This is a genomic window from Kordiimonas lacus, assembly GCF_001550055.1.
Taxonomy (GTDB): Bacteria; Pseudomonadota; Alphaproteobacteria; order Sphingomonadales; family Kordiimonadaceae; genus Kordiimonas; species Kordiimonas lacus.
Genome location: NZ_LRUA01000003.1, coordinates 434,887 through 460,514 on the forward strand (window position 1 = coordinate 434,887; position 25,628 = coordinate 460,514).

A 25,628-nucleotide genomic window follows, 5' to 3' on the forward strand; every position below is an offset into this window, starting at 1 on the left:
CTGCTTGCCTAAAGTATCTGTGGGCGATAGGCAGGAATACAAGTTAAAAGGTGAAAAAAGGCAGGAGGCACATGCCATGGATTTTGACGATCTCCCGATCAAGAAAGACAGTCCGCTGACGGCGGTCGAGAAGGAAGACCTGTCCACCCTGAGCGCCCATGAACTTGAGGAACGCATCAGCCGGCTTGAAGCAGAAATCACCCGCACCAAGGGCGAACTCGACTCCAAGGGTTCAAGCAAGGCAGCGGCTGAGGCCTTCTTTAAGAGTTGAAGAAAAGTCCTTCGCTAACGCTCAATGTACTTTCCTTCAGTAGCCACAAGGCGAAAACAAGCCTCGAGGCGGCTCTTCGCCTTGTTTCCAAATTTTACATGAAAAATCCGCCAGAGGCGGATTTCAAGACAATGAGCAAAACAGGCCCGAAGAACCGCTTCGAGGGTCGGTTTTTCATATTGAGCCCCGGGCAAAAGTACACTGAGGCGTAGCCGAGGGACTTTTGTCCGATTTGCAGCAAAAAGCCGTGAGAGCCAGGAGCTTTGGGGGGAGGAATGCCCGGCCCTCACGTCAGGTTCACGACAGCGAGGAGTCGTGGAGGAAACTGGGAGGTTAGCGCCCCGGAAGGGGTCAGGGCGCTAGAGTTGACGCGCCCTTAGGCGGCGTCTGCCTCAATGGTCTTCATCTTCGCGTCCGTAGAGCGGATCTCGACCTGACGCGGTTTCTTGTGATCAGGGATCACGCGCTTCAGTTCGATCTCGAGAAGGCCATTCTCAAACTTGGCGTCACCAACGCGGATGGTTTCCGCAAGCTCGAAGCGGCGCTCGAAGGCGCGCTTTGCGATACCCTTGTGCAGGAAACGGCGCTCTTCTTCCTCTTCACGGCCCTTGCCGGAGATATAGAGCGTGCCTTCCTGAACGGTGACATTCAGTTCATCGGGAGCGAAACCGGCCACCGCCATGGTGATTCGGTAATCATCTTCGCTCAGCTTTTCAATATTGTAGGGCGGATACGCGGCTGCACCTTCTGATGTCAGGGCCGAATCGAGCAAGCGGCTCAGGTGATCGAAGCCAACGGTGCTGCGCATAAGGGGGGTAAGGTCAAAATTTCTCATGTCATGTCCTCCAATTGAAGCGACTGATTTTACGTGACCCGCATAAATGCCGGGTCGGTTCACTGTCTGGCCCCGAATTCGGCGACCGGACAAATCATATGTGGGGAGGAGTTTTTGGCCTTCAAGAGCAGAAAATGAAAAAGGCGCCCAAACTGGACGCCTTTTCCGAAAAACTCGAATGTCGAGAACGACTTACTTCTTGAGCGACAGGCTACCGAAGCGCTTGTTGAATTTAGCCACACGGCCACCTTCAAGAACCTGACGAACGCCACCAGTCCAAGCTGGGTGCGACTTAGGATCAATCTCAAGCGTCATGGTGTCGCCTTCCGAGCCCCAAGTAGAGCGGGTCTCAAAAGTCGTCCCGTCAGTCATTACCACTTTGATGTTGTGGTAGTCGGGATGAATTTCTTGTTTCATGGTCTTACCTCCGAAAACGAGGCGTCCGTATAGGTCAATATTTCAACGAATGCAAGGCTGTTTCTACGCTTTTTGCCCTCAGTGGTGAAAATAATATGCCGCGTCCTTCCCACATGTTGCACAGGCGCATTATAACAAAGTCAAAATCGTTGATTGGATTATGGCGCCCAATTCCCTATATCAGCACAAACATAAGCCAAGGGAGCATCCATGTCAGACAGTACCATCCGCCGCGAGCACGAACCGCCAAAGGGCAAGCTCGCGAACCTCAGGACGCTTTGGACTTTCGTAAAGCCCTACAAGCTCCAACTGGTACTGGCCGGCTTCTTCCTGCTGGTGGCGGCGGCAACCACACTGGTGGTCCCAAAGGCTCTTGGCAACATTGTCGATAATGGCTTTTCAAACGACAACGCCCAGGCGGTGAACGACTATTTCCTGGTGTTTGTAGCCATTGTTGTGGTCATGGCTGTGGCCACGGCCTGCCGCTTTTATTTTGTTACCTGGATTGGCGAACGGGTTGTCGCGGACATCCGCAAAGCGGTGTACGAGCGGCTGATCACCCTGTCGCCTGAGTTCTTTGAAGAGAACCGCCCCGGCGAGATCGTCTCCCGCCTCACCGCGGACACCACGCTGGTGCAAACCATTGTCGGCTCCAGCGTGTCTGTGTGGATCAGAAACTTCCTGATTGCGGTAGCCGGCACCGTTGGCCTGTTCATCATGTCGCCCAAGCTGATGGGCTATATCGCGCTGGTGATCCCGCTCCTCCTCGGCATCATCATTGTGGTAGGGCGGCGCGTAAGGAACCTGTCGCGCACCAGCCAGGACAAGGTGGCCGATGTGGGCGCCCGCGCCGGCGAATCGCTCTCGGCCCTCAATATTGTGCAGGCCTTCACGCAGGAAAAAACCGAAGCCCGCCGATTCGGTGAGCAGGTTGATGATGCTTTCGTTGCCGCCAAACGCCGCATTCAGGTGCGCGCAGGCCTGACCTTCATCATGATCTTCATGATCTTTTCCGCCATCGCCCTGGTGCTTTTCGAAGGCGCGCAGGATGTGATGACCGGCGCAATGACCGGCGGCGAGATGCTTGAGTTTATCATGCTGGCTGTGTTCGTGGCCGGTGCCTTCGGCGCGCTCTCGGAAGTCTACAGCGAGCTGCAGCGCGCAGCGGGTGCTGCCGGGCGGCTGGCGGAATTGCTGTCGTCGGAAGCCAAGATCAAGGCGCCAGACAACCCCAGGGCATTGCCGGCTAAAATCGAAGGCGATATTCATTTCGATAACGTAACGTTCCACTATCCGACCAAGCCCGACGTGGCAGCCCTTGAAGGCTTCAACCTGCATGTGAAGGCGGGCGAGACGGTCGCACTTGTGGGCCCGTCTGGCGCGGGCAAATCCACTGTGCTGCAGCTGCTCCTGAGGTTCTACGACCCGCAATCGGGTGCCGTGAAGATGGACGGCGTGGATATCGCCCAGACAGACCCGAAAGCCTTCCGCGAGCATCTGGCCTTCGTGCCGCAGGACACCATCATCTTCGCCGACACGATCGCCGAGAATGTGCGCTATGGCCGTCAGGATGCCACGGACGAGGAAGTGCGGCAGGCGGTTGAGGCTGCGGCGGCAACCGAGTTTGTCGAGCGCGCCACCAACGGCTTCGATACCTTCCTGGGCGAACGCGGCACGCGCCTGTCGGGCGGCCAGCGCCAGCGCATCGCCATTGCCCGTGCGATCCTCCGGGACGCACCGATCCTGCTTCTTGATGAGGCCACAAGTGCGCTCGACGCCGAATCGGAACTCAAGGTTCAGGAAGCGCTCGAACATCTGATGGAAGGCCGCACCACGCTGGTGATCGCCCACCGCCTTGCTACTGTCAAAAAGGTGGACCGCATCATCGTGCTTGAAGACGGCAAGATCGTCGCCGAAGGCACGCACGACGAACTGGTGGCCAAGGGCGGCCTCTATAAGCGCCTCGCAGACCTGCAGTTCGGCGAATATGCCGCCTAGGCGCGTCTACCAAGCCTGCAGAGCAGCCCCATTAGTGAAGGTTGGCGCCTGAGCCTTCGACATCTTCCTCGCTGTCTGTTTGCGAGAACTGCGTTGGGCTGCCGGTAAGATAATAGGCGACGCCGATGAATCCGGCCCCACCGATGATGTTGCCCACCGACACCCAGATCAGATTGTACCAGGCGCTCCAGACGGTCACGCTGTCAGCATGCGTGCCCAGAAGCGAAATGGTGAAGACCGTCATATTGGCAACGCCATGCTCGAACCCCGCCGCCACAAAGGCGAACAGGCACCAGAAAATAAGGATGCATTTGGCGGTATCGCTCATGGTGCGGGCCGTCATCCAGATGGCCAGGCAGATAAGCCAGTTGCAGATGATCGCCCTGGCGACCAGTGCGGTGATGCTGCTTTCCACTTTGGTCGCAGATATCTGATGCACGAGGCTAGCCGGATCATCCAGCCAGCCGCCCCCGCCACCAAGGGTGAAGAGCACGCCCAGCATCATGGCCCCAAACAGGTTACCACCCCAGCAGATCACCCAGTCACAGATCACCTGGATGGCTGTCAGCCTTTTATAAAGATACCCGAATGCCATGAACATGGTGTGGCCCGAGAACAGCTCGGCACCGGCAAAGACAATCAGCGTCAGGGTAATGCCAAAGAAGCAGCCCATGATCAGGTTGCGCGACAGGGGCTCGGCGTCATTGCCAAGCGTCAGGATAAGAATGATGCCAATGCCCACATAGGCACCCGCCATCATGGTCGAGATGGAAAACCCGAGGGGATGCGCCTTCAGGTACTCCATTTTCTGCACGGCCACCGCCGCCATTTGTCGTGTCGTATCGCGATACATATTATCCAGCCAGAATCGGTCCAGCCTCTGGATAACAGAGTTCGTTTCAAGGGAATGTGATCTAGATCAAGTGGCCAGTTGGCCCCGAAAGAGGTGGGGCCTTCCGTTATGGCACTATGCTATGTCTGCGGTGCTCTTCCAGTAAGGAAACAGCAACGTGATGATGGCGGGGAAGATAACCCCCCTCAGATAGGAAAAAGCTGAACGCTCCAGCGCAAATTCTGGCGGATTCGCGCCAAAATGCACGATATATTGTGTCAGCACCAACCCACCAATCGTCAGCCACATGGCGTAGAGCGCGCGCCTTACGCCAAAAACCACAAGCATCAAGCTTGCTGCGATCGAAAGCCGCAATGCCGACTGGATGTGGATCATCAGCGGGTGATCGGCCATGCCGTCCCCCAGATACAGGTCATAGACCGTTGAAATATGGTAGAAAACGAGCAGGCCCGCCAAAAGAATGATAATGGCCAAGCGGCTCTTGGTGAACCTGTCACCAAGAAGAGAAGAAAGTTGCATAGTCGCTGTCCTTTTAGTGCCCTCTGTCGGGGCTTTTTATAGTCAGCCTTGACTACAGGGTCCGTGACCCTGGTGCAATCATTTCTCTTCGATCAGGCTCGGGATGATCTCGCGGGTCAGCAGCTGCATGGGGATGAACTGCGCGCGGTCGCCATAGTTCTTGCCGGTGAAGGCGGCGACCAGCTTCAGCTCTGGCACAACAAAAATGAAATTGCCACCGTTGCCGTGGGCGTACACGAGGCTGATGGGCTGTTCCTTGACAATGCCACTATTCAGCCACCACAGATAGCCGTAGCGCTCGTTCCGCTCATAAACCTGGGTTTTCTCGGACGTCGCTTCCTTGAGCCACTTGGGGTCCACGAGCCCCTCGCCGCCATGCTGCACCAACTGCCCCAGCCGGTGCAGGTCCGTGAGCGTCAGGCGTAGGTGCCCACCTGTGTCGGTATGGCCCTTGGGGGTCTTTTCCCACTTGGCGCCTTCAATGCCCATGGGGCCAAAGAGCCGTTCTTCGGCATACGCTGGTACAGACTTGCCGGAAAGCTTTTCAATCACGCGCCCCAGGAACACGACGCCACCGGTGCAGTAACTGAAATGCTCACCGCGCTCATAGGCCATCGGCAGGGCCCAGAGGAACGCGCCCCAGTCGCGGGTTTTGTACATTTTGTCTTCCTGGCCCACGCTTGCGGGTATCCAGTCATTGCAGGCCAGGCCCGTGCGCATCGTCAGCGCATCCTCCACCGTGATATCGCGGCGTGGGTCTTCCTTCGGCATGTGGTTGAAATCGTCTGGCAGGATTTTCGAAAGCTTCGTTTTGACGGACTTGAGCGACCCGTCCTCGATCAACTCACCGACCAGCAGCGCTGTGATGCTTTTGGTGGCGGAGCGGATATCGTGGCGCTTGTCAGCCCCATATCCGGGCGCGTAGGCTTCCGCGTGCAGCATGCCGTCCTGGCTGACCATCATGCCGGTGATGCCCTTATAGTCGCCCGCCCGCATCCTGGCCGCGATATCATCGACCACATCCGCCCGCGCCGCTGCGGCCAAACCAAAGGCCATCACGGCAGCCGTCACAAAATTCCGCATACTATCCCCCGGTCGTTATTCCACTTGCAGGTGGTAATATCTGTTTGTGTCTGTTGAGGTGTCACCCTCGAGCGCAAATCCCGCCTTTTCCAGAACGCGGATAGAGGCCCCGTTGTCGGCCTCGACGCCGCCGATCAGCTCCATGGGTTTGCCGCCGGATTGCACTTGCCCCCTGCACCAATCCACGAGCCCCGCCAGCAGCTCTGACGCATACCCCTTGCCCCACTGGGCCTGGTCAAGGAGATAGCCGATGCGCACCACCATACGTTCGTCCTCATCCGCTACAAACAGGATCAGTAGCCCGAGCAGCATATCATCGTGGGTTTTCACCAGACACACGTCCGATTCCGCCGCCCGTGCATCGATCCACGTAGCTGCCTCTGCCGCAGCACCAAGCTGCATATGGGGTGGCAGGAAAGCCGTTGTCTCGGGCGCCAGGATGCCAGGCAGCGTCAATTCAAGCGCCCGGCGCGCCTCAGGGTCGGCTAGATCCGCGCGCCAATGGGTAACCGTCAGGCGGTCAGTCTCAAACGAGTAATCCATCAATCAACCTTTGCGCCAAGCGCACCTCAATACGGAAAGTATGCTTCTAGTAAAGCACGGACGACTATCCTTATAAGCCTCGCTTCTTCCACCACTCATCGGTGAGGAATTCTTCAGGGATTTCATCCTCGCCCGCTTCAAGGTTCATTTCCTCAAGAAGCTCAAACCATTTGTCACGAAGAGAGGACGGAAAGGCTTTGCCAGACCATGGACAGTTTTTGAGAAGGATTCCGGAGTCCGCGTCCACACAATTAACGAGGAATTCCCTGAATTTCGGCAGATATGAAATTTCGACTTTTACAGTATCAAGATAGTAGAAAAAATCTTGATAGGTCTCCCTCAGGTCTTCCATCGACTGTCATCCAAATTCGAGAAAATTATCGTGGTCCAAAAGCTGCCTATTCCCTACCTTTGCGTCAGGCGCATTTCGATGCGGCGGTTGCGCGAGTAGGCGAAGACGTTATCGGCCGGGTCGATGGGTTGATGTTCGCCGAAGCCAGTGGCGGCCAGGCGGTCAGCTGGCACACCCACGGAAATCAGGAACCGCACCACGCTGATGGCGCGCGCGGCTGAAAGCTCCCAGTTACTGCGGAATTGCGCGTTTGAAATGGGGCGTTTGTCCGTGTGGCCGTCCACCCGCAAGATCCAGTTAAGCTCCTGCGGAATTTCCTGTGAGATGGCGATCAGGGTTTCGGCGAACTTGCGCATCTCCGCGCGGCCCTCAGGCCCCAGGTCTGCGCTGCCGGAGGCGAACAAGAGTTCGCTTGCGAACACGAAACGGTCGCCTTCCACCCGGATTTCAGGGCGGGTCGACAGCACTTCCTTGAGCCGCCCGAAGAACTCAGACCGGTAGCCCGCCAGTTCTTCAACCTTCGATGCCAGCGCGCGGTTAAGGCGGCGGCCCATATCCACGATCACGGCCTGATTGCGGCGGTCGCGCTCTTCACTGGCCTGCAGCGCGGCCTCAAGCCGGCCCAGCTGTTCCTGAAGCGCCGTGATGTTGCGTTGAAGCTGTGCGACCTGTTCCTGCGCGCGCTTCGATATGATTCTTTCTTCCGACAGCGCGTCATCAGCCAGCTTGAAGCGTTCAGCCAGGTCTGTGGCATCGGCTTCAAAGCGTTCGCGCGCGGCGGTCATTTCGGCCAGGCGTGCATCGCTGGCCGCAAGCGCCGACTTTGTCGCCTCAAGGTCGGCGCTTAAGGTATCGCGGTCCTTGTTGGCGGCCGTGAGGGATGCGGACAATTCCGCCATACTGTCCCTAAGCGCCTGGTTGGACTGTTTTTCCATCTTGAGAAGATTGCCCAGCTGGGCCACCTGCCCCCTGAGTTCCGCCAGCGCCTGATCGCGCCCTGAGAGCGCCTGCCCCAGGAAAAACTGCGCCAGCACGAACATGGACAAAAGGAAGATGATCACCATCAACAGCGTGGACAAGGCGTCCACAAAGCCAGGCCAGCTATTGTCCTGGCCGCCGCCCCCGATGCGCCGCCGAGAGCCGATCATCAGCCTTCGTCCTCTTCACCGTCGCGGCGGGCGGTTATGGGCTGCGGGCTGGGTGCACTGCTGCTTGGGCCGGTCTTGCTGTTGTCGAACGCCGCCGCAATGGTACGCGACAGCAGTTTGAGTTCAGACCGAAGTTCATCCACCAGATTGTCGGATTGGCGCGCCTGCTCGTCAATAAGCCGCTTGATGCCCACATCCAGGTTGCGGATATGACCCTTGGTGGCGTCGTCCATCGCGGGCGGTATGGGCGGCATTTCCACAGGCTTGTGGCTGGCCGCCAGCTTCTCGATTGCACCCGCCAGTTCCTTGACCGTATTGTCGCTTTCACTGCGGCGTTTGTCGGAGGCCTCCAATTTGTCTGCGAGCGTCGCCAGCGATTCCGCAATGGCCGTCATGGTATGCTGGCCCTGCGCGCGGGCGTCTTCGCTGTTTTTCAGCGTGCGCTGCAGCCGGTCGATACCGTCGGCGGTCTGTTCCATCAGCGCCGTCATATAGGCATTCGGGCTGGCCATGCCTTCGCTCATTTCACTGCGCGACAGGTGCGTCACACCCGCGAGCCAGTCTTCCACACTGTTGTAAAAACGCGTCTGCGCCTGGCTGGCCTGAAGGTCCAGGAAGCCGAGCACCAAACTGCCGCCAAGGCCGAAGAGCGAGCTTGAAAAGGCCGTCCCCATGCCGGAAAGCGGTGCCTCAAGCCCGGCCTTGAGTTCATCGAACATCAGGGCCATATCGCCGCCATCCACCGTCAGGCTCTTGATCGTCTGGCCGATGGCGCCGATGGTGCCCAAAAGCCCCCAAAAGGTGCCCAGCAGCCCAAGGAAGATCAGGAGGCCGGTGAAATAGCGGCTGATTTCACGGCTTTCCTCAAGCCGCGAGATGATGCCGTCCAGCACTGAGCGCATCGACAGCGTGGAGAGGCGCATGCCGCCCTCTTCCTGCGCCGACAGAAGCGACGCAGCTGGCGCCATCAGGCGCGGCGTCACGCTGGAACTTGCGCTTTCATTCCGCTTGAAGGCGGTGATCCAGTCGATTTCGGGTTTGAGGTCAAACACCCGGCGGTAGGCAAAGATGGCGCCGATCACCAGCGTGCCCAGGATGACCCCGTTGAGCGCCACGTTGGCCATAAAGGCATCGATGAGCGAGTCCTTGAGAAGCACACCGAGCGCGAGAACAACGACCACAAACAGCGTCATGCGCATAAGGAACTTGGTTGGTTTCTGCATCTCGCCTGCCTCTCCCATCAGGAAATCAAATAACCACAAACAGTTATGGCATGAATGTGCTTCTAGTTTAAGGACAGAATTGTGGCTGTAAATGGGTCAAATTACATGATTTTTCCGTCCCCTTGACCGGCCCGGGGTGCTAAGGCCTAACTTTCGCACAAATCGTCAAGACCGGATGCAGGCGCCGGGGCATGGTCAGCGCCGAGGAAACCGGGCCGGACCGGCCAGGGCGAATAAGCAGGGACGACCAGGGGACAGCATGAGTTACCAGACGCAAATCAACCGCGCCGTTGACTATATCGAGGACAATCTTTTTGCCTCGCTGACGGTGGCGGCCATTGCGCGCGAAGCTGGCCTGTCGAAATGGTATTTCCAGCGCCTGTTCCGGGCCATGGTGGGCGACACGGTGAAGGAATATATCCAGCACCGGCGCCTGTCCCACGCCGCCAGCCAGTTACTGACCACCGACCGGAAGGTGATCGATATCGCGCTTGCCTGCGATTTCGCATCGCCCGAAGTGTTCACGCGGGCCTTCCGGCGCGCCTTTGGCACCAATCCGCAGGCGTTCCGCACGACCCACAGGGCCGACAGGCTCATTCCTCGCAAACCCAGGATCACGACAGCGTATCTCGCGCATCTATATGAAGGAATGACCATGGAACCCACCATCAAACATATGCCCGCCCTGACCGCCGCAGGCTTCGCCGGCCTTGTTGTGCCGCTTCTGAACCCGGATACCGACAATATGAAGGTGATCCCCGGCCTTTGGCAGGCGTTGGGGCGCCACATCAGTGCGCTCCCCACCGGGCCGGGCACACGGCGGATATCGGTAATCCTGGGGCCTGACGAGGCCAAGGCGGACGGCAAGATTGAGTATCTGGCGGGGATCACGGTGGCGGGTGACGGCGCACCCTTACCCGAAGGCGCCAGCCTGCGCCAAGTGCCCGCGGGCGACTATGCCGTCTTCACCCATATCGGGCCGGTGGAGACGCTGGCGCACACCAAGAATTATATCTATGGATCGTGGCTGCCGAAATCAGGCCGGGTTCGCACTGACGGGCCGCAATATACGCTTTACAGCAATGACCGCGACCCACGGGCCGAGGGCGCCGAGATGTACATCCACATCCCGCTTGAGCCTGCCTGAAGGCTTCAGGCGGCGGCGTGGAAGCGCTCCATGATGGCCTCATGCTCCGTCGGGGGCACGGCCATCATTTCATCCGCCAGCGTGTTGACCTTCATGAGTGCCGGATGGTCGGACGTGCGCTTGAGCCACGCAGCAAAGCCGGGCCAGCGATCTTCGTCCATCTCCCACCCGGCCCAAAAGGCGTTTTTCATCATGGCCGCGATGGTAATGTCACCCACGCTGATGTCGCCTGCCAGGAAGCCGTCCGCCGGCACTTCGCCTTCGAGATAATCGAGCGCGTTCGGCAGGGTGCTCTCCAGCGTCTGGTCAATCAGCGCCTGATCCGGTTCTTGTTTGAGCACACGCGGGCGTACCACGCGCTGGAAAAACAGGTTGAAAATCACGTTCCGGCCAAAATGGTCATCGGCATATTCCTCGAACCAGCGCGCCCGCGCACGGGCCTTGGCATCACCGGGATAGGCCGCAGGCGTATCGGGGAAGGCCTCCTCCAGATACTGGATGATGGCTGTGCTGTCAGGCAGGGTGAAATCACCGTGCTTGAGCACCGGGATACGCCGAAGCGGGCTGATGCGGGTAAAATTGTCATCGGCCAGAAATGGAACCTGAGGAATGCAGCGGAAGGGCAAGTCTTTCATAATCAGGATAGCCAGAACCTTCCTGACATAAGGGGAGATTGGAGCACCAATAATGGTCAACTTATCTGTCATAGCCTTGCCCTTCTCACTGCTTGTGGGAAGACCCTATATGTAAGGGCCGGTTGTGGAATTGCGTCCAATAAGTTTGCATGCCTTCCATACATTTGTGAAAGGCTTTCATCGGCACAAAAAGAAAGGCCGCGGAACCAAACCCCACGGCCTTGCCAATCATCTGTTCTGGAACGCTTTTTAACCGGCGTTTTGGGCCAGCTTGCGGTGCGCCCGCTTGATCACCCGTTCGATCGGTGCATGTAGGCGGTCGTTCGCCGCGATGATGCTACCGGTCTTGAGCATGTCGGCCTTGCCGTTCATGTCTGTCACATAGCCGCCGGCTTCCTTCACCAGGAGGATGCCCGCTGCGATGTCCCAAGGCTGCAGGTTGGCTTCCCAGAAACCGTCGAAACGGCCTGCGGCGACATAGGCCAGATCCAGCGTTGCGGCGCCAAAGCGGCGGATGCCGGCAACAGACGGCATGAATTCTGCCATCTCGGCCATGAAGTCCATGTGGCCTTCCTTGCCCTTGAACGGAATGCCGGTTGCCAGAAGCGCGGTTTCCATCTTGTCACGGCCCGAAACGCGCAGGCGGCTGTCGTTGAGGTAAGCGCCCTGGCCCTTTTCAGCCCAGAACAGCTCATCGGTCAGCGGTGCGTAAGTGACGGCGGCTGTGATTTCACCGCGCTCTTCCACAGCAACGGTCAGCGCGAAGTGCGGCAGGCCGTGCAGGAAGTTGGTGGTGCCGTCAAGCGGGTCAACAATGAAGCGGATGTCACCGCGGGTGCCCGGAATTTCACCGCTTTCCTCAAGCAGGAAGCCGAAATCGGGGCGAGCGTGTTTCAGCTCTTCATAGATGGTGCGCTCAGCGCGGCGGTCAGCGGCGGATACGAAATCAGCTGGGCCTTTTTTGGAAACCTGAAGCTGTTCCACTTCACCAAAATCGCGGCGAAGGTTACGGGCTGCTTTCATGACAGCGGCAACCATCACGTTAATCAGGGGCGAACGACGGGCCATGGGGCTCTCCAATCTTTCGGGATTTACTCAATACTCTTTAGAAACTCGGGCGTGGCTTAGTCAGCGCGGCCAGCATACTCGCGCTCAACCGTGTTCACGATGATCTTGTCACCAGCGTTTACGAACGGAGGAACGCCAACTTTCAGGCCGTTTTCAAGGATCGCGGGCTTGTAGGAAGACGATGCCGTCTGGCCCTTAACAACAGGCTCAGTCTCGGTCACTTCGAGGGTCACCTTGTCCGGCAGGCTGACGCCCAGCGGAGTCTCTTCATGGAATTCGATCACAACAACCATGCCGTCCTGCAGGAAGACGGCGTCATCGCCGATGTCTTCAGCGGAGATAGCGATCTGCTCGTAGGATTCCTGGTTCATGAAATTATACATGTCGCCGTCGGCGAACAGGAATTGATAGTCTTTTTGCTCAAGGCTGACACGGTCCACTTTCTCGCTGGAGCGGAAACGCTCGTTCAGCTTGGTGCCGTCGCGCAGGTTTTTCAGTTCAACCTGCAGATATGCGCCGCCTTTACCAGGCTGGGTGTGGGCAATTTTAACAGCGCGCCACAGGCCGCCTTTGTGTTCAATTACGTTACCGGGACGGATCGCGTTACCATCGATCTTCATGGCATACCTCTTTCAAGAACTATCAATGTGTCAAAGAACAAGTTGGCGCGCGGTATATCAGGTTCGCATGCGCGATGCAATGCTGTGCGTGATTGTTGCACAATTGCGAACGCAGGATACCAAATTACGAAATTTTCAAACACTCCAGCGAACGCTACCTTCTGATCAACGCAAAACACGGGGCCGCACGGCGCGGCCACAGCACGATGATCAGGAGACCAACAATGACAACTGCAATCAACACAACCGACAATACGGGCCCGTTTGGCCTACCAACCCTTGAAGGCCTTGTGGGCCAATTCAAAGACGTGGGCGACCTGGCCGTCCGCGTGGCAGCAGGCGCCTTCCTTATGCCCCACGGCGCGCAGAAGCTGTTCGGCGCTTTCGGCGGCTACGGCCTTGAAGCCACCGGGCAGTTCTTCCAGACACAGCTTGGCTTCTCGAACGGCTATCTGGCCGCCCTCGGCGCGGGGTCTGTTGAATTTTTCGCGGGCCTTGCCCTTGCACTTGGGCTGTTCACGCGGTCTGCCGGCATCGCCATCACGGTGATGCTGCTGGTGGCTTCGACCTTCCACTTCGGCGCCGGCTTCTTCTGGACAGACGGCGGCTGGGAATACCCGATCCTGTGGGCCTTGCTTGCGGCCAGCTTTGTGGTGAAAGGCGGCGGGCGCTTTAGCCTGGATGCCAAACTGGGCATCAAATACTAAGTCAGATTTGATAAGGGCCGCAAAAGCGGCCCTTTTTCTGCGTTACGCCAGCGCCTCATTGAAGGCGCGTACGGCAGCGGCGGGCCCTTCCGGGTGGTTCCACACACTGGAACAGGCCGCGACAAAGTGAGCGCCCGCGTCTGCAAGCTCGCGGCAATTCTCAGGCGTGATGCCGCCAATGGCCACACACGGCAGCTCGGTTACCTCATCCCACACGCTCAGGATATCGGTTTCGGGCCGGTATTCCGTGTCTTTGGTGTCGCTTGGGAAAAAGGCGCCGAAGGCAACATAGTTCGCGCCCTCGTCACCCGCCTTGTAGGCCAGATGCATGCTGTCGTGGCAGGTAACGCCAATATCCTTGCCGTGCCCAAGAAGCGTGCGGGCGGAAGGCACGTCGCCGTCTTCCTGCCCCAAGTGCACACCGTCTGCGTCCACCTTGGCCGCCAGGTCAGCACGGTCATTGATCAGGAAAACGGCGTCATGGCTATGGGCGATCGGCATCAGCTTTTCCGCCGCCTTGATGATCGTGTCGTCATCCACACCCTTCAGGCGCAACTGCACACAGGCCACTTCGCCCGCAGACAAGGCCTCGTCCAACTTGATGGCGAAATCGTCCAGATCGTCGATCCGGTCCGGCGTGATCAGATAAAGGAGGCAGCCTTCCGTTGTTTCAGACACCGCAATCACCCTTCGTAAAATTGAAAAAACCCTTCCCCGCGTATGCCCTATTTTGGCGCGCACGAAAAGGGAAAGGGTTCAAAAAATGAAGAAGGGGGCTGATGCCCCTTTCCTCTGAAGTCTTTGCGACAGTCTTAGCTGTCAGCCATCGTCTTGCCCTGGGCGCCCAGGTCAGCGAAGGCCTCATTGAGGCGCTCAACCATCGACTGCTCGCATTTCCTGAGCCATGCGCGCGGGTCATACTGCTTCTTGTAAGGCTGGCCCGTTTCAGGGTGCACCTGCCATTTGAAGGCGTCCTGGTTGGCGTTCACATATTCGCCTACGGCTTTGGAGAAGGCGAACTGGGTATCGGTGTCGATGTTCATCTTGAACACGCCGTAACCCACGGCTTCTTCGATCTTGGCTTTCTCGGACCCCGACCCGCCATGGAACACGAAGTTCAGCGGGTTGCCTGTGAGGCCGCGTTCCGCCATCACCAGATCCTGACTGTGCTTCAGGATTTCCGGGCGCAGCTTGACGTTGCCCGGCTTGTAGACGCCGTGCACGTTACCAAAGGATGCCGCAACGGAGAAATGCCCCAGCGGCGTCAGGAGGTCATAGGCCTTCAGCACGTCTTCCGGCTGGGTATAGAGCGCAGGGTTCTCGAAATCGTCATCAACGTCAGAGCCGACACCGTCTTCTTCACCGCCGGTCACACCCAGTTCGATCTCCAGGCTCATGCCCAGCGGCGCCATATCCTTCAACACGCGCGCGCAGGTCTCCAGGTTGTCGTCGATGGCTTCTTCCGAGAGGTCCAGCATATGGCTCGTGTAAAGCGGCTTGCCTTCACGTTTGAGGTTCTTGCGGCTTTCTTCCACCAGCGCCTCAACCCAAGGCACCAGCTTGCGGTTGGCGTGGTCTGTGTGCAGGATGGCACAGATGCCGTAATGTTCGGCCAGCAGATGCACGTGGCGGGCAGCCGATACAGCGCCCAGCACTTTCGCGCCAAATTCGTCAGGCATGCCTTTGCCGGCATAGAATTGTGCGCCGCTGTTGGAGAATTGGATGATCACGTCAGAGCGGTTTTTCGCCGCAGCTTCCATCACCGCGTTGATCGTGTTCGTGCTGGTGACATTCACAGCAGGGAGGGCAAAACCCTTATCCTTACAATTCTGGACGAGAGCGGCATAGTCGTCGCCGAATACAACACCTGGTTTCATGGTTAATCCTGTTTCGCAGCTTATTGGGGCCTCAGTTTCGCGCGTCTGTCGGCGCAAATTCAGTGGCCCCTTGATACACAAATGGGCCTATCCACGCAACGCGCATCGGGGCCGAAAAAGCCACTTTTTGTGCGGGTTTAGGGCCTGATTGGCCTGGGGTCAAAATTGACAGCGCTGCCAATTTTCGACCCCCGCGACTCGTACTGCATGGCGGGCACAAAAAAGCCCCCGACCGGTGGTCAGGGGCTTTGGTGATTCGGTCATTGCGAGAGTGGCTTGGGTTTACCCGAGCGCAACCACGCCGGGCAGGTCTTTACCTTCCATCCACTCCAGGAAGGCACCGCCCGCCGTTGAGATATGCGTGAAGCTTTCCTTTACGCCTGCGTGCGCGAGGGCGGCGACGGTGTCACCACCGCCTGCTACGGTCAGGAGCTTGCCCTCGTCCGTCAGCTTGCCGGCTGCCTTCGCCAGTGCCACAGTCGCCATGTCGAACGGTGCCATCTCAAAGGCGCCCATCGGGCCGTTCCACACCAACGTTTTCGATTCCGCAAGCACGCCTGCCAGCATCTCAACCGTGGCCGGGCCTGCGTCTAGGATCATCTCGCCCTCAACAACCGCATCAGCCGGTTTCACTTCGTTGTCGGCATGGGCCTTGAACTCACGCGCCACAACAACGTCCGTCGGCAGATGCACCTTACAGCCCGCCTTGTCAGCGTTCGCGAGGATCTTCAGCGCGGTGTCCTTGAGGTCTTTCTCACACAGGCTGGAGCCAATGTCATGGCCTTGCGCGAACAGAAAGGTGTTGGCCATGCCGCCGCCGATGATCAGGTGATCCACTTTGGCCACAAGGTTTTCGAGCACCGCCAGCTTGGATGACACCTTGGCACCGCCCACAACGGCCACAACAGGACGCTCAGGCTTACCAAGGGCCGCTTCAAGCGCCTCGAGTTCCGCACCCATGGTCTCGCCTGCCGCCGACGGCAGCAGCTTCGCCACAGCTTCCGTGGAGGCGTGCGCGCGGTGCGCCGCCGAGAAAGCGTCGTTTACATAAACGTCCCCCAGCGCCGCGAACTTGGCCGCAAGCTCAGGATCATTCTTTTCTTCGCCCGGGAAGAAGCGGGTATTTTCCATCACCACCACTTCGTCAGCGGGGAGATCATCGCCCAGTTCTGCGAAACCAACGCTGCGCCCCAGAACGGATGCGAGCGCAGGCACAACGGGCTTGAGGGACATCTCAGGCACCACTTGCCCCTTGGGGCGGCCAAAGTGCGCCAGAAGGACAGACCGGCCACCCTGGGCAGCGATCGCGTCCACAGTTGGTTTGACAGCCTGCAGGCGGGTGTCGTCTGTCACCTTGCCATCAGCCATCGGGACATTGAGGTCCACGCGCACAACGGCGGTTTTGCCGGTCAGGTCGCCCAGGTCAGAAATACGTTTGAAAGCCATTTTCAAATGCTCCGAATGCAAATCACTTAAGACAAAAAAGGGCGACCGAAAGGGCCGCCCTTTATATTGATCAACCGTGCGGGCCTTAGCCCAGCTTGGCCATCGCAACCGCAGTGTCAGACATGCGGTTGGAGAAGCCCCACTCGTTGTCATACCAAGTCAGGATACGGACGAACTTGCCGTCGATAACCTTGGTCTGGCTCGAATCGAACGTGGAGCTGTTCGGGTTGTGGTTGAAGTCGATGGAAACCGCAGGCATGTCCTCGTAGCCGAGAACGCCCTTGAGCTCGCCTTCAGCCGCCGCTTTGATCGCAGCGTTGATTTCTTCGGCAGTGGTCGCGCGGCCGGCATCAAACTTCAGGTCAACCATGGAAACGTTCGGCGTTGGTACGCGAACAGCGGAACCGTCAAGCTTGCCTGCAAGCTCTGGCAGCACCAGACCAACAGCTTTCGCAGCGCCCGTGGATGTCGGGATCATGGAAAGGGCTGCGGCACGCGCGCGGCGTGGGTCAGAGTGCAGCGTGTCCAGAACAGGCTGGTCACCAGTGTAGGCGTGAACAGTGGTCATGTAACCACGCTCGATGCCCACGAGGTCATTGAGGACCTTCGCAACAGGCGACAGACAGTTGGTGGTGCAGGATGCGTTCGATACGATCTTGTCATCAGCTGTCAGCGTTTTGTCGTTCACACCATATACGATGGTTTTGTCTGCGTTTGCGCCTGGGGCGGAAATCAGCACTTTCTTCGCGCCAGCCGTCAGGTGCATGGAGGCTTTTTCACGAGCCGTGAAGATGCCAGTGCATTCCATGGCCACGTCTACGTCCAGCTCACCCCATGGCAGTTCCTCAGGGTTGCGGATGGCAGTTACGCGGATGCGGTCGCCGTTTACCACAATGCTGTCGCCGTCAACGGCAACATCGCCCGGGAATGGGCCGTGCACGCTGTCGCGCTTCAGAAGGTAGGCGTTCATATCAACGTCGCCGAGGTCGTTGATGGCAACTACTTTAATGTCGGTGCGGCCGCTTTCATAGATAGCGCGCAGTACGTTACGGCCGATGCGGCCAAAGCCATTAATGGAAACACGAACAGTCATCCGCGGGGTCCTCCAGTAGGGTCAAAAGATCGGGTGGGCTAAAATATGCCTTTGTTTAAAGCTTCTCGCGTACCGCTGCAACCAGCGCGTCCGACGTGATGCCAAAATGTTTGTACAGGTCTTCAGCTGGTGCTGATGCACCAAAGCTGTCGATACCGATGTTAACGCCATCCAGGCCAGTGTATTTGGCCCAGCCGTAAGTCGAAGCGGCCTCGATGGAACCGCGCACAGTTCCTTCCGGCAGAACAGACGCCTTGTAGGCCGCATCCTGTGCGTCAAACAGCTCGGTCGACGGCATGGACACAACGCGGGTCGGCACGCCGTCCGCTTCAAGCGTTTCGCGCGCTGCTGCCGCCAGCTCAACTTCCGAACCGGACGCGATCAACACAACCTTCGGCGCACCAGTGGATGCCTCATGCAGGACGTAACCGCCCTTGGCACAGAGGTTCTCATCAGTGTGCTCAAGGCGCTGCTGGATCGTGCTTTGGCGCGTCAGCGACAGAACAGATGGCGTTTCCTTGGCTTCAAGGGCCAGAGCCCAGCACTCAGCTGTTTCAACGGCGTCGCATGGACGGAACACATTCAGGTTCGGCATGGCGCGCAGGGCTGGCAGGTGCTCAACCGGCTGGTGGGTCGGGCCGTCTTCGCCAAGGCCGATGCTGTCGTGCGTCATCACATAGATGGAGCGCTGCTTCATCAGGGCCGCGAGGCGGATCGCCGGACGGGCATAGTCAGTGAACACCATGAAGGTGCCGCCGTACGGGATGTGCTGGTTATAAAGCGCGATACCGTTCATGGCGGCGCACATTTCAAACTCGCGGATACCGTAATACATATAGCGGCCTGAGAAATCGTCCGCCGTGATGCCGTCGGTCTGGCTGGTTTTGGTCAGGTTCGAGCCGGTCAGGTCAGCGGAGCCGCCGATGGTTTCAGGCACAACGCCGTTCACCACTTCAAGCGCCATCTGGCTTGCCTTACGGGTGGCAACTTTCACAGGCTCAGCCGCCAGCTTGGCTTTATAGTCGTTGATTGCAGCCGCAAAGCCCTTTGGCAGGTCCTTGTTCAGGCGGCGCTCAAAGTCTTCTTTCACGAAACCGTCGAGTGTCTCGAACTTGGCTTTCCAGTCTGCGGACAGGCTTGCGCCGGCTTCGCCAACAGCGCGCCATGCGGCCAGGACATCTTCAGGAATTTCAAACGGTGCGTGGTCCCAACCCAGGAACTCGCGGGCTGCTTTGATCTCGTCGTCACCCAGTGGGGCGCCGTGCGTTGCCGCCGTGCCCTGCTTGTTTGGTGCGCCGTAACCGATGGTGGTGCGGCAGGCGATCAGGGAAGGCTGGTCAGCACGCTGTGCTTCGGCAATCGCCGCTTCAATCGATTCCATATCGTGGCCGTCAACCGCCTGGACGTGCCAGCCAGCAGCTTCAAAGCGCATGGCCTGGTCTTCGCTGGTCGAAAGATCAGTCGAGCCGTCGATGGAGATGGAGTTGTCGTCCCACAGCACAATCATTTTGGAGAGCTTCAGGTGGCCCGCAAGCGAAATAGCTTCCTGGGATACGCCTTCCATCAGGCAGCCGTCACCGGCAAGCACATAGGTGAAGTGGTCGGTGATGTCGTCGCCATATTCCTCGTTCGACAGGCGCTCAGCGATCGCCATACCAACAGAAGTCGCAAGGCCCTGCCCGAGCGGACCAGTGGTGGTTTCAACACCGGGGCATTCACCGAATTCCGGGTGGCCGGCGGTTGGGCTGTGCAGCTGACGGAAGTTCTTGATGTCTTCCATGGTTGGGCGCTCATAGCCCGTCAGGTGCAGCAAGGAATAGATCAGCATCGAGCCATGACCGGCGGACAACACGAAGCGGTCGCGGTTTGGCCAGGTTGGCCACTTGGGGTCGAAGCGCATGAATTTCGAGAACAGCACAGTCGCCACATCGGCCATGCCCATTGGCATACCCGGGTGGCCAGAGTTGGCTTTCTGGACTGCGTCCATCGACAGCGCGCGGATCGCGTTGGCCATTTTTTGGTTGAGAATGTCGTCTTGCTGAATGTCTGTATCGGGCATGGTTTTAATGCATCTTGTATTTTGAGCCCGGGACTGGCGGCGTGTCCCGTGCTGCGTTGGGGCCAAAAATCGGGGGCCAAAATGGCGGGGAAGCCCGCTTTAGTCAACCGTCTAGCACGATTTGATGCGGCCTTATGGCCGAATGATTGCACAATGCCCCCTTCTGCGCGATTGACGACAGGGGGGCATCCCCCCTATCTTTGGCAGAAACCAGCCGAATCCGGTGTTTTGCATGTTGCCAACCAGGCACTGTCGCAGGGGGACTACCGATAATGAGTGAAAGCAAGAAAAACGACGTCCTTGAGGCCGCACGCTCGCGACTCGAAAGCGCCATGTCGCATCTGGCACAGGAAGTCGCCACAGCCCGCGCGGCAAAAATCACAGCTGAAAAGCTGCGGGCCGAGAAAGCCACGCTCGAGAGCCGCGTGACGTCACTGGAGCAGGAAAACCTGAAGCTCCATGAGCAGATCGCCACCCTGTCGCTGCAGGACAACGGCGCCGACGCGGACGCTGCGCTCGCCACCATGCAGCAGGAGAAGGGCGCGATTGAACAGAATTACGCCCTGCTGAAGCGCCAATATGCCACGCTGCAGGATGAGATGGAGGCGCTTGAAGACAGGCTCGCCGCCCAGGCCGCCGCAACCGCCGAGGGCGGTGACGCGGGCAGCGGCACTGACGCCGCACTGGCCGCAGAAAACGCCGAGCTTAAACGGGCGGTGATGGCACTGAAAGCCGAACGCGACGGGATTCGCGATGAGCTTGACGGTGCCATCGGCCAGCTTGAAACGATCGTGGGAGACGCCTGATGCCGCAAATTAATGTTGATGTTGCCGGAAAATCCTATCCGCTTGCCTGCGGCGAAGGCGGCGAAGAACGCCTGCGCAAACTGGCGGGTTATGTGGACAGCAAAGCCAAGGACCTTTCAGGCAAGCTGGGGCATGTGGCTGAAAACAAACTGCTTTTGATGGCCGCCATCCTGATTGCCGACGAACTGCACGACGCGCTTGAAGGCCAGGGCGGCGCCGGAATCATGGGCGCGCTCAGTGAAGAAGACCTCGCAGCCGTCCTCAATGAAGTGTCCACAGACGTGGAAGCTATTGCAGAAAAGCTCGCGAACGCCTAAATAAGCGGCGCGGGTTCTGCGCTGTGCGCACGATATGCAGTAATCCCCGGGGCTATAAATTCTCCTAGGGAGCTGTCCCTGGTTCGGACCGTGGTCCTTACCATCACGGCACCCACCTGATTTATCAGGCTACGGAGGATACATACGTCAACGCGGCAGAGGCGGTCCCGCACCCTTCTCTCTCCTGAAACAGGCCATCCAATGACACTCAAGCACGACAAACAGGCAATGCGTGAGGATGCCAAGCGCATCCGCATGGGCGCGCATGAGATGTACGCCGTGGAAGCGGCTGAAAAAGCCGCCAAGCACGGCATGGGCTTGTTCCAGAGCTTCGAGAAGCATGCCATCATCGGCGCCTACTGGCCGATGGGGGATGAGCTGGACCCGCGCTTTCTGATGAGTGCGCTGGCGCGCGCCGGTTACCGCACGGCACTGCCCGTGGTGGGCGCGAAGGACACACCGCTTACATTCCGCCTGTGGGGTGTGGGCGACCCGCTGGAGGCCGGTACCTTCGGCACCATGCATCCATGCGTTGACGCGCCCGAAGTGGTGCCGAATGCGCTGATCGTACCACTGCTTGCTTACGACGAAGACTGTTACCGCCTTGGCTGGGGCGGCGGCTTTTATGACCGCACGCTGGCGGCCCACAGCGAGATTAAAGCATTTGGCTTTGCCTTTGGCGCCCAAATCGTCGATCATGTTCCCCGAGAGGCGCACGATTGGCCGCTGCAGGGTGTGATCACGGAAGAAGGCGTGATCCTGCCTCGCAAACTCAGCGTATAATCCCGCTGAAGGCGGTAAACAAAAAAAGAAAAACAGGATAGGTATGCGACTATTATTCCTTGGTGATCTGATGGGCCGTAGCGGACGGACGGCTGCCATCGACGCCCTCCCCGACCTTCGGGAAAAGCTGAAGCTTGATTTTGTTGTGGTGAATGCGGAAAACGCGGCCTCTGGCTTTGGCACCACCGGCAAGATCGCGGGCGCCGTTATTCAGGCCGGCGCCGATGTGCTGTCGGGCGGCAACCACACATTCGACCAGAAAGACATCCTTTCCGTTATCGATAACGACAACCGCATCCTGAGGCCGGTGAATTACCCCGAGGGCACGCCCGGCCGTGGCTATGCCGTCTATGACGCACCGCGGGGCAAGAAGGTGCTGGTGATCAACGCCATGGGCCGCGTGTTCATGAACGCGCTGGAATGCCCATTCCGCGCCATCGACAAAGTGCTGCAGAAATACCGCCTGGGCGCCACCGTAAATGCCATCATCGTGGATTTCCACGGCGAGGCCACATCAGAGAAAATGGCCATGGGCCAGTATCTGGATGGCCGCGTCAGCTTTGTTGTCGGCACCCACAGCCATATCCCAACGGCTGACTGCCAGATTTTCGACAAGGGCACGGCCTACCAGACCGATGCCGGCATGTGCGGAGACTACAATAGCGTGATCGGCATGGATAAGACCGAGCCGATCAACCGCTTCATTTCCCGTATGAACCGCGAGCGTTTCAGCCCCGCAGGCGGCGAGGCCACCGTGTGCGGCACGTTCGTGGAAACCGATGACCGCACGGGCCTTGCCAAACGCATCGAGCCCGTTCGCATAGGCCCGCGCCTGATGGAACATATGCCCACGCTCTAACCGCCACATTTTGGCCCTTTCCGTGCCCTAGTGTATGATCTCAAGCGCTTGGGGGCGTGAAAGGAGCCAGACGATGACCCGTTTGTTCTACCTCCTTGGCTTTGCAGTTGCAGGCACCCTGTGGGGCATGCCTGCCGGGGCGCAAAGCCTGTCGAGCGGCGACTATGAACAGTGCAGCGTCTATAGCCCTGACGGCGAGTATGTCGGCCTGAGCACCGAATGCCTTGAGCGCAACCGCGCCCGCATACGGCACTATCAAGACATTGGGTCTGGCAATCCGTCATACAGTGCAAGGCCCGCCATTCCGGCCGGCCAGCGCTTCCGGCCAATTCCACCTATTCAGTCGTGTCCTTTGTGGGCAAACGCCGGGCAGGGCTATCCCAGCACGGTTTCCACCGGACCTCATGGTCAGTTTTTCACCTATTTCGGCACGTTCGACAGCATGGTGAACGGCAGGCGCTGCAAAGCCGAGATCCATTTCACACCGCGCTACAACTGATTGAGCCCCTCGGTCATGGTGGTACTCCGTTGACATACCCGCCGCTTGCCCCACTTCACAGGGGCAAAGCAGGAGGGAAAAATGGCCGACAGCGGCATCCCCATCACACGGCATAGCGTGCCAGACGAGCGGCAGCAGGCGATCCGGCAGGCGGTGAAGGCCGCCAGCAGCCTGCCGACGCCGGACGGCAATGCCCGGCTGGCCACAGCTGAAGACGCTGAAGCCTTCCACGCGTTCCTGAGCGACCCCAAGGTTCATGCCCCCATCTATACCCTGCCCCGCCCGCTGACGACCGACAGCGTCCTGGCCTTCATCAAGCAGCATGAAATGGAGCAGACAGACGGCAATGGACTGTTGTTCCTGAACCTGGACCCGGCGGGTCACGTTGTGGGCTACAGCGATTTCTGCATCTGGCCGCAGTGGGCGGCCGGGGAACTGGGGGGTGCTGTGCACCCTGACCTTCAAAGCCAGGGACGTGGGCAGATGGGCGCGGCCATGAGCTTCGCCTGGATGTTTGACACACTCGGGCTGGACCTGATCGTCGAAACCGCAGCCCTTGATAACACCCGTACCGCCAAGTTGCTGGATCACCTCGGCTTTGTGCGCAAAGGCGAGATCACCAGCACCCGGCCAGACGGCACAACCCGCGCGTCCCTTGTGTGGGAAATCACCAAAGAGGAATGGCGCGAGCAGCATACTCCCCCGTCATGCTGAACTTGGTTCAGCATCCATGAACACCGCCATATGAGGTTCGTGAATGGACCCTGTTTGCGAAGCTGGCGGTACGCCAAACGAGTCAGGGTGACGATAGGGACAATCCGCGATCAACAGGAAAAAGTATCGCCCCGCTTGATGGTGCCGGCGCTTTCGACCGTGCAGTAGACGCCCATCAGGTTGGCGCCGAAGTCTTTCTGCAGCGTCTTTGGCAGGTTCTGGTCTACTTCCGCTGTCTTCAGGTTCACGTTGGTGGCGTTACAGCGCACGATGGGTTTCATCAAGCGTAGCGTCACATCCCCTGCGGTGAACAGCCTGCCCTTTTCCCAGTCGCGCTCCGCCCAGGCGGGCAGACCCTCCAGATAGATATTGGCGCGGAACCGCAGCGGGTCGAGCGGCTCCCCCACGTGATCCGAAAGCGCCTGAACACTGGCCAGATTGACCACCGACAGGCATTTTTCCGGCACGTCTGAAAACATGTGGTCTTCCGCCATTTCAAGGCGCGGCGCACCCTTGGCCCGGTCGCCCATATAGCTACCCATCATCACTTCCAGTCGGTGGGCTTCGTCCGGGTCCTGGAGATTGCCGTGGAACAGCAGCTCGCCGTCTTTCGACACCGTCATCACCGTTCCGGTGTCATCGAAGCTGACCTCCAGTGCCGCCAGTTCCGCGTGGGTCATCAGCGCCAGGAATTTGGTTTTCGAGAGATGCTTGGGGTTATCGCGGTCAAACTCGGTGTTGCCGTGGCGAATGGCGAAGGCGCGATCCCCCTCAATCGCCTGCCCCGGCGCAAGCTGGGCGGTCTCCAGCGGTTGCCCCGCCAGACCCTTCACCGGAAAGCGCCATATCTCTGCGATGGTGGTCATCAGAATTCCTTCATTTTAGAGGAACCGGCCAACCACATCCTTGTAGGAGCGGCTGACCTTCAGTTCCGTGCCGCCTTCAAGCGTCAGGAAACATTCGCCGTTCGAATGGGGCTTCACTTCACGCACCTTATCCAGGTTGACGATGGTGGAGCGGTGGATGCGCTGGAAAATCTTGGGGTCGAGCCGCTTTTCCATGGTCTTCATGGTTTCCCGGAGGATATGCGTTTTCTCGCCCACATGGATGCACATATAGTCGCCCGCCGCATCGATATATTCGACGTCAGCGACGCTGACGATGGTGATGTGGCCGCGGTCCTTGATGCGGAGGTGCGGATCAAAGCGCTGGTCATGGGTTTCAACGGGCTTCTCGAGAATGGCCGTCAGCGCCTCTTTGGACGGCTCGTCCATGCCTTCGATCAACTCCACCAGCTTGGCGTTCTGTTCAATGGCGACACGCTGGCTGATGGCTTCACGCACCCGCGCAAGCGCTTCGGCAAGACGCTCCTCGTCTACCGGCTTCAATAGGTAATCCAGCGCGTGGGCTTCGAACGCGTCGAGCGCATACTGGTCATAGGCTGTGACGAACACCACCAGCGGAATTTCCGCTTCGCCCACCAGCGACCGGAGCACGGAAAAGCCGTCAAAGCCCGGCATCTGGATATCCAGAAACACCAGGTCTGGCTTCATTTCCTTGATGGATTTCACCGCCTCCCGCCCGTTTGAGCAGGTGCCGATGATTTCAACATCGTCGAATTTATCGAGCCTGATTTTCAACCCACGCAGCGCCAGTGGCTCGTCGTCCACAAGAATGGTGCGTATTTTCCCCATGTTCTTACCCCGGTCAAAGTTTGCTGCGAGCTCTGCCTTCAATGGTGTTCGGCTCGCTTGGA

General features: G+C 58.7%; 29 protein-coding genes and 1 other RNA gene. 11 read left to right on the plus strand and 19 right to left on the minus strand.

Annotated features, from left to right (window positions below; all coding sequences use genetic code 11):
• Window positions 1-76: 76 nt before the first annotated feature.
• Window positions 77-271, plus strand: a complete 195-nt coding sequence (locus tag KORLAC_RS05375; RefSeq protein ID WP_068304106.1) for a DUF1192 domain-containing protein — start codon at window positions 77-79, stop codon at window positions 269-271.
• Window positions 272-647: 376 nt separating this feature from the next.
• Here KORLAC_RS05375 and KORLAC_RS05385 read toward each other — a convergent pair whose 3' ends face one another.
• Window positions 648-1,106, minus strand: a complete 459-nt coding sequence (locus KORLAC_RS05385; protein WP_068304110.1) for an Hsp20 family protein — start codon at window positions 1,104-1,106, stop codon at window positions 648-650.
• A gap of 192 nt (window positions 1,107-1,298) precedes the next feature.
• Window positions 1,299-1,523: a 50S ribosomal protein L31 gene (gene rpmE, locus KORLAC_RS05390; protein ID WP_068304112.1), complete on the minus strand. Its 225-nt coding sequence runs from the start codon at window positions 1,521-1,523 to the stop codon at window positions 1,299-1,301.
• A gap of 210 nt (window positions 1,524-1,733) precedes the next feature.
• Here rpmE and KORLAC_RS05395 point away from each other — a divergent pair, with 210 nt between their 5' ends.
• Window positions 1,734-3,521: an ABC transporter transmembrane domain-containing protein gene (locus KORLAC_RS05395; RefSeq protein ID WP_068304113.1), complete on the plus strand. Its 1,788-nt coding sequence runs from the start codon at window positions 1,734-1,736 to the stop codon at window positions 3,519-3,521.
• Window positions 3,522-3,552: 31 nt separating this feature from the next.
• Here KORLAC_RS05395 and KORLAC_RS05400 read toward each other — a convergent pair whose 3' ends face one another.
• The 7 genes from KORLAC_RS05400 to KORLAC_RS05430 all read right to left on the minus strand — a co-directional run bounded on the left by KORLAC_RS05400 (window position 3,553) and on the right by KORLAC_RS05430 (window position 9,242).
• Window positions 3,553-4,374 carry a formate/nitrite transporter family protein gene (locus KORLAC_RS05400; RefSeq protein ID WP_068304115.1) on the minus strand — a complete coding sequence of 274 codons (822 nt, stop codon included), beginning with the start codon at window positions 4,372-4,374 and terminating at the stop codon, window positions 3,553-3,555.
• A 114-nt stretch (window positions 4,375-4,488) separates the two neighbouring features.
• Window positions 4,489-4,893 carry a hypothetical protein gene (locus KORLAC_RS05405; RefSeq protein WP_068304117.1) on the minus strand — a complete coding sequence of 135 codons (405 nt, stop codon included), beginning with the start codon at window positions 4,891-4,893 and terminating at the stop codon, window positions 4,489-4,491.
• 78 nt (window positions 4,894-4,971) lie between these two features.
• On the minus strand, window positions 4,972-5,976 hold the full coding sequence (locus tag KORLAC_RS05410) for a serine hydrolase domain-containing protein (protein ID WP_068304119.1): 1,005 nt from the start codon (window positions 5,974-5,976) through the stop codon (window positions 4,972-4,974).
• Between the two features lie 15 nt (window positions 5,977-5,991).
• Window positions 5,992-6,519 (minus strand): GNAT family N-acetyltransferase, encoded by a 528-nt coding sequence (locus KORLAC_RS05415; protein WP_068304121.1) that lies wholly within the window; start codon window positions 6,517-6,519, stop codon window positions 5,992-5,994.
• Window positions 6,520-6,589: 70 nt separating this feature from the next.
• Window positions 6,590-6,871 (minus strand): DUF6980 family protein, encoded by a 282-nt coding sequence (locus tag KORLAC_RS05420; protein ID WP_068304123.1) that lies wholly within the window; start codon window positions 6,869-6,871, stop codon window positions 6,590-6,592.
• 53 nt (window positions 6,872-6,924) lie between these two features.
• The gene (locus tag KORLAC_RS05425) at window positions 6,925-8,019 is read right to left on the minus strand and encodes a peptidoglycan -binding protein (RefSeq protein ID WP_068304125.1); all 1,095 of its coding nucleotides are present in this window, start codon (window positions 8,017-8,019) and stop codon (window positions 6,925-6,927) included.
• Window positions 8,019-9,242, minus strand: coding sequence for a hypothetical protein (locus tag KORLAC_RS05430; protein ID WP_068304128.1), 1,224 nt, complete (start codon window positions 9,240-9,242; stop codon window positions 8,019-8,021). Before KORLAC_RS05430 ends, KORLAC_RS05425 begins: the two co-directional genes overlap by 1 nt.
• Before the next feature lie 259 nt (window positions 9,243-9,501).
• On the opposite strand from KORLAC_RS05430, the gene KORLAC_RS05435 reads away from it, so the two are divergent.
• On the plus strand, window positions 9,502-10,389 hold the full coding sequence (locus KORLAC_RS05435; RefSeq protein WP_068304129.1) for an AraC family transcriptional regulator: 888 nt from the start codon (window positions 9,502-9,504) through the stop codon (window positions 10,387-10,389).
• A gap of 5 nt (window positions 10,390-10,394) precedes the next feature.
• Here the strand turns inward: KORLAC_RS05435 and KORLAC_RS05440 are convergent, their stop codons facing one another.
• From KORLAC_RS05440 to efp, 3 genes are all read right to left on the minus strand, one after another.
• Entirely contained in the window at window positions 10,395-11,096 is a 702-nt protein-coding gene (locus KORLAC_RS05440; RefSeq protein WP_068304130.1) for a glutathione S-transferase family protein, read from the minus strand.
• Between the two features lie 177 nt (window positions 11,097-11,273).
• Window positions 11,274-12,092 (minus strand): inositol monophosphatase family protein, encoded by an 819-nt coding sequence (locus tag KORLAC_RS05445; RefSeq protein ID WP_068304135.1) that lies wholly within the window; start codon window positions 12,090-12,092, stop codon window positions 11,274-11,276.
• 56 nt (window positions 12,093-12,148) lie between these two features.
• A complete protein-coding gene (efp, locus tag KORLAC_RS05450; RefSeq protein ID WP_068304137.1) occupies window positions 12,149-12,712 on the minus strand; it encodes an elongation factor P in 564 nt (187 codons plus the stop codon).
• Window positions 12,713-12,936: 224 nt separating this feature from the next.
• Here efp and KORLAC_RS05455 point away from each other — a divergent pair, with 224 nt between their 5' ends.
• Complete coding sequence (locus KORLAC_RS05455) at window positions 12,937-13,419, plus strand: DoxX family protein (RefSeq protein ID WP_068304139.1); 483 nt, start codon at window positions 12,937-12,939, stop codon at window positions 13,417-13,419.
• 42 nt (window positions 13,420-13,461) lie between these two features.
• Here the strand turns inward: KORLAC_RS05455 and thiE are convergent, their stop codons facing one another.
• From thiE to tkt, 5 genes are all read right to left on the minus strand, one after another.
• On the minus strand, window positions 13,462-14,097 hold the full coding sequence (gene thiE, locus KORLAC_RS05460) for a thiamine phosphate synthase (protein WP_068304669.1): 636 nt from the start codon (window positions 14,095-14,097) through the stop codon (window positions 13,462-13,464).
• Window positions 14,098-14,231: 134 nt separating this feature from the next.
• Entirely contained in the window at window positions 14,232-15,296 is a 1,065-nt protein-coding gene (gene fbaA / locus KORLAC_RS05465) for a class II fructose-bisphosphate aldolase (protein ID WP_068304141.1), read from the minus strand.
• A 282-nt stretch (window positions 15,297-15,578) separates the two neighbouring features.
• Window positions 15,579-16,742: a phosphoglycerate kinase gene (locus tag KORLAC_RS05470; protein ID WP_068304143.1), complete on the minus strand. Its 1,164-nt coding sequence runs from the start codon at window positions 16,740-16,742 to the stop codon at window positions 15,579-15,581.
• A gap of 85 nt (window positions 16,743-16,827) precedes the next feature.
• On the minus strand, window positions 16,828-17,835 hold the full coding sequence (gene gap / locus KORLAC_RS05475) for a type I glyceraldehyde-3-phosphate dehydrogenase (RefSeq protein ID WP_068304147.1): 1,008 nt from the start codon (window positions 17,833-17,835) through the stop codon (window positions 16,828-16,830).
• A 55-nt stretch (window positions 17,836-17,890) separates the two neighbouring features.
• Window positions 17,891-19,894 (minus strand): transketolase, encoded by a 2,004-nt coding sequence (gene tkt, locus KORLAC_RS05480; protein WP_068304149.1) that lies wholly within the window; start codon window positions 19,892-19,894, stop codon window positions 17,891-17,893.
• A 272-nt stretch (window positions 19,895-20,166) separates the two neighbouring features.
• Between tkt and KORLAC_RS05485 the strand changes: the two genes are divergently transcribed.
• The 7 genes from KORLAC_RS05485 to KORLAC_RS05510 all read left to right on the plus strand — a co-directional run bounded on the left by KORLAC_RS05485 (window position 20,167) and on the right by KORLAC_RS05510 (window position 23,872).
• On the plus strand, window positions 20,167-20,700 hold the full coding sequence (locus tag KORLAC_RS05485; protein WP_068304151.1) for a hypothetical protein: 534 nt from the start codon (window positions 20,167-20,169) through the stop codon (window positions 20,698-20,700).
• A complete protein-coding gene (locus KORLAC_RS05490; RefSeq protein WP_068304155.1) occupies window positions 20,700-21,017 on the plus strand; it encodes a cell division protein ZapA in 318 nt (105 codons plus the stop codon). The genes KORLAC_RS05485 and KORLAC_RS05490 overlap by 1 nt, the downstream gene beginning before the upstream one ends.
• A gap of 10 nt (window positions 21,018-21,027) precedes the next feature.
• A non-coding RNA gene (gene ssrS / locus KORLAC_RS19250) (6S RNA) lies at window positions 21,028-21,189 on the plus strand.
• A gap of 29 nt (window positions 21,190-21,218) precedes the next feature.
• Entirely contained in the window at window positions 21,219-21,800 is a 582-nt protein-coding gene (locus KORLAC_RS05495) for a 5-formyltetrahydrofolate cyclo-ligase (RefSeq protein ID WP_068304156.1), read from the plus strand.
• A gap of 43 nt (window positions 21,801-21,843) precedes the next feature.
• Window positions 21,844-22,659, plus strand: coding sequence for a TIGR00282 family metallophosphoesterase (locus KORLAC_RS05500; protein WP_068304158.1), 816 nt, complete (start codon window positions 21,844-21,846; stop codon window positions 22,657-22,659).
• Window positions 22,660-22,732: 73 nt separating this feature from the next.
• Complete coding sequence (locus KORLAC_RS05505) at window positions 22,733-23,158, plus strand: hypothetical protein (RefSeq protein WP_068304159.1); 426 nt, start codon at window positions 22,733-22,735, stop codon at window positions 23,156-23,158.
• Window positions 23,159-23,239: 81 nt separating this feature from the next.
• Window positions 23,240-23,872 carry a GNAT family N-acetyltransferase gene (locus KORLAC_RS05510; RefSeq protein ID WP_068304161.1) on the plus strand — a complete coding sequence of 211 codons (633 nt, stop codon included), beginning with the start codon at window positions 23,240-23,242 and terminating at the stop codon, window positions 23,870-23,872.
• A gap of 110 nt (window positions 23,873-23,982) precedes the next feature.
• Here KORLAC_RS05510 and KORLAC_RS05515 read toward each other — a convergent pair whose 3' ends face one another.
• Both KORLAC_RS05515 and KORLAC_RS05520 read right to left on the minus strand, forming a co-directional pair.
• Complete coding sequence (locus KORLAC_RS05515) at window positions 23,983-24,738, minus strand: MOSC domain-containing protein (protein ID WP_068304165.1); 756 nt, start codon at window positions 24,736-24,738, stop codon at window positions 23,983-23,985.
• A gap of 15 nt (window positions 24,739-24,753) precedes the next feature.
• Window positions 24,754-25,566 (minus strand): LytR/AlgR family response regulator transcription factor, encoded by an 813-nt coding sequence (locus tag KORLAC_RS05520; RefSeq protein WP_068304167.1) that lies wholly within the window; start codon window positions 25,564-25,566, stop codon window positions 24,754-24,756.
• Window positions 25,567-25,628 lie beyond the last annotated feature (62 nt).